The organism is Microcystis sp. M53603_WE2 (genome assembly GCF_030065435.1).
Genome location: NZ_JASJFF010001192.1, coordinates 1 through 3,032, shown reverse-complemented (window position 1 = coordinate 3,032; position 3,032 = coordinate 1). Strand labels below are relative to the sequence as shown.

General features: G+C 42.2%; 4 protein-coding genes. 3 read left to right on the top strand and 1 reads right to left on the bottom strand.

Annotated features, from left to right (window positions below):
• Nucleotides 1–297 (top strand): WD40 repeat domain-containing protein (locus tag PX481_RS24965; protein ID WP_288096631.1); only part of this gene is annotated, 297 nt, incomplete at its 5' end.
• A 93-nt stretch (nucleotides 298–390) separates the two neighbouring features.
• Here PX481_RS24965 and PX481_RS24960 read toward each other — a convergent pair.
• Nucleotides 391–1,305: a Ycf66 family protein gene (locus PX481_RS24960; RefSeq protein WP_288096629.1), complete on the bottom strand. Its 915-nt coding sequence runs from the start codon at nucleotides 1,303–1,305 to the stop codon at nucleotides 391–393.
• Nucleotides 1,306–1,643: 338 nt separating this feature from the next.
• Here PX481_RS24960 and PX481_RS24955 point away from each other — a divergent pair, with 338 nt between their 5' ends.
• On the top strand, nucleotides 1,644–1,799 hold the full coding sequence (locus PX481_RS24955) for a WD40 repeat domain-containing protein (RefSeq protein WP_221634911.1): 156 nt from the start codon (nucleotides 1,644–1,646) through the stop codon (nucleotides 1,797–1,799).
• Between the two features lie 174 nt (nucleotides 1,800–1,973).
• A complete protein-coding gene (holA, locus tag PX481_RS24950) occupies nucleotides 1,974–2,957 on the top strand; it encodes a DNA polymerase III subunit delta (protein WP_002757047.1) in 984 nt (327 codons plus the stop codon).
• Nucleotides 2,958–3,032: the final 75 nt, after the last annotated feature.

Below are 3,032 nucleotides of genomic sequence, written 5' to 3'. Positions count from 1 at the left end.
GCTATTTCAAGGGATGGTACAGCTAGACGCTGGGACAGGGACGGAAATTTGCGCTCCGAGTTTAAAATAGAAGAAGATATCGTCTATGGTATCGCTTTTAGTCCTGATGGTCAAGAGATTGTGATTATTGCTAGGGATGGTCAAAAGCATCGATGGCCCTTAGAAACGGAATATAATTATTTACAAAAATTGCTCGATCGAGGTTGTCTTTGGTTAGAAGATTATCTCGGAAATCGTCCCGAAAAACGAGAAGCTCTATCCCTGTGTACTGGGAAAATAAAACCATTCACATTTTAAACTTGGTTTGACTGGGTGGGGGCAAAGGTTAAATTAATTAGTTAATTTCTTCAGTAATTATTGCCTAACCCACCCGCTAAATAATCTTAACTTTTAATCCGATGGGGGGGGATTTTCTGCGCTTGGCGATCGAGTTTCTGGGGGAGTATCTTCTCCGATAGTTTCTTCTGGGGGCAAATCTTCCTCTGGGGGGGGATTTTCTGCGCTTGGCGATCGAGTTTCTGGGGGAGTATCTTCTCCGATAGTTTCTTCTGGGGGCAAATCTTCCTCGGTAACTTCAATAATCACCGTTTCGCTAACAGCAATAGTTTCGACTTCAACATTTGCGACAGGTTCAGTCGGGGGAATTTCTGGGGGATTTTCGGAAGAGTTGATCTCTTCCGTTGCCAAATCAAAATCATCGAAATCATCGAAATCATCGAAAGTTTCATCATCATCAATAATTTCTGCGGCTTTTTCCCCAATTTCTGTCACTGATTCTGTAATAGTTTCCCCGATAGCCGCCGCTTTTTCTATAACGGGGTCCACCGTTTCTTGAGCTTTTTCCTCAATTTCTGTCACTGATTCTGTAATAGTTTCCCCGATAGCCGCCGCTTTTTCTATAACGGGGTCCACCGTTTCTTTAACCGTTTCTTTAACTTTTGCCGCTACTTTCTCAGCTTTAGCTTTAGTTTTAGGGGATTGAGAGGGAGTAACTTTCCCCAGACGATTGCCTAACCAACCGACAATAGTAAATAATTTAACCGGTTTGTCGGGATAAAAAAGTGCTTGTCTGAGTTTGAGAGTTTGCCAAGCGAAAGCAATAAATAATATGGCTGCGGCAGCTTGTCCGAGGAGGATAGCGCCTGTAATCCTTCCCGCGCACAACCAGAGGACAAGGGCATAGAATAATCCTACCGCACTCCAGAGAAAATCATCTTGACGGTGGCGATCGGGGGCGATAAAAGCGGTGGTGAGGAGGTACAGACTACTCAATCCCACAACGACCGCTAGGATATAGGGCAACATTTGCGATTCTCCTTTGACATTTCCTTTTTTATTGTGCGTTATTTGGGGTCGATCGAGTCTATTTTTGGCTCTTCTGGTTTCTGTGTGGAAACGGGGTCTATACTGATAGTTTCTTCAGCAAAATACTCCTAAAAGTCTTTCCCAGTAAATATTTCACGATTCTATAAGCAAAAATTATCACACAAAGTCGAGAAGAGCCTATTTTTTGATTAATTTGGGAAATTATCGAGTCAGATAGTCTTTACCTGTGTTTATGAATAGCCAGCGTTAATATTAGGAAATTCTGGGTTTATCCTCTGCTGCTTGTGCTGATCAGATTAAACAAGCTTTCGGATCAAATGATTAAGTTTTGGTCTTTAACAAGCAAAGCAAAATTAGCAACTCTTGATCAACCCACAGACAAACTGTTATCTTTAGCAATTAGTGCCGATGGTAAATATTTAATTATTGGTAGTGCTGACAAAAATGTAAAAATTTGGCAAAATGGGCAATAGTGACACCTCAAGATAAGTAAGTAGTTATAATTAAATTGAAGATAAATTTCGCTTCTGATCCCCCCTGCCCCCCTTAATAAGGGGGGTGCCGATTCCCCCTTAGTCCCCCCTTGATCAGAGGGGTGTCTGACAACTTTTAACACCTACCTACTTAACTGCTATAATTAGAAACTCATGCCGACAATATTTTATTGGGGAGAAGATGAATTTGCTATTAACCAAGCGGTGAAAAATCTGCAAGCAAAACTTCTCGATCCCAATTGGATACAGTTTAATTATGACAAAATCAACGGCGATCGCAATGAGGCAATTATCGAGGCCCTCAATCAAGCGATGACTCCAGTTTTCGGCATGGGAAATCGTTTAGTTTGGTTAGCTGATACGGTTATTTGTCAACAATGTTCCGAGGATATTTTCCAGGAATTACAGCGCACTTTGCCCAATTTACCCGAAAATTCCTATCTGTTATTAACCAGTGCCAAAAAACCCGACTCCCGCTTAAAATCGAGCAAGTTTATCCAAAATCAGGCGGAGGTTAAAGAATTTGAACTAATTCCGCCTTGGAAAGTCGAGGAAATTGCCCAAAGAGTTAGGGAAATTGCCAAAGAAGTGGGGGTAAAATTAACCCCCGATGCGATCGAACTCTTAGCTGAATCGGTGGGAAATAACAGCCGCTTGCTGTGGATGGAGTTAGAAAAACTGCGTTTATTTAAAAATAATTCGGCGGGAACTATTGACAAAAAGGACATTTTAAGCTTAGTCAATGCCAGCAATCAAAGCAGCTTACAGTTAGCCAGTGCTATTTTAAAACGGGAGACAGGCAAGGCCCTCGAATTAGTCAATGAATTATTAAATCGCAACGAGAACCCCCTAGGTATCACCGCCACCCTAGGGGGTCAATTTCGCACTTGGGCAATAGTGAAATTAAAAATTGAAGAAGGAGAAAAAGACGACAAAAATATCGCCGCCGCCGCCGAAATTGCCAATCCCAAGCGACTGTATTTCATTCGCAAAGAGATACAATCCTTTTCTTCTAAGCAACTTCTGGCCACCTTGCCCATACTTCTCGAATTAGAATATCGTCTCAAGCGGGGTGCAGAACCTTTGGCAACTTTGCAAACCAAAATTATCGAACTTTGTTGTTTATTGGTGACTTAAGTAGGTAGGTATTAAAAACTTTCAGATCCCCCCGCCTATCGGCACCCCCCTTATCAAGGGGGGCAGGGGGGATCG

Coding starts and splice junctions, on each gene's coding strand:
- PX481_RS24960 (WP_288096629.1), bottom strand. CDS start 1,305: ATGTTGCCCTATATCCTAGCGGTCGTTGTGGGATTGAGTAGTCTGTAC.
- holA (WP_002757047.1), top strand. CDS start 1,974: ATGCCGACAATATTTTATTGGGGAGAAGATGAATTTGCTATTAACCAA.
- PX481_RS24955 (WP_221634911.1), top strand. CDS start 1,644: ATGATTAAGTTTTGGTCTTTAACAAGCAAAGCAAAATTAGCAACTCTT.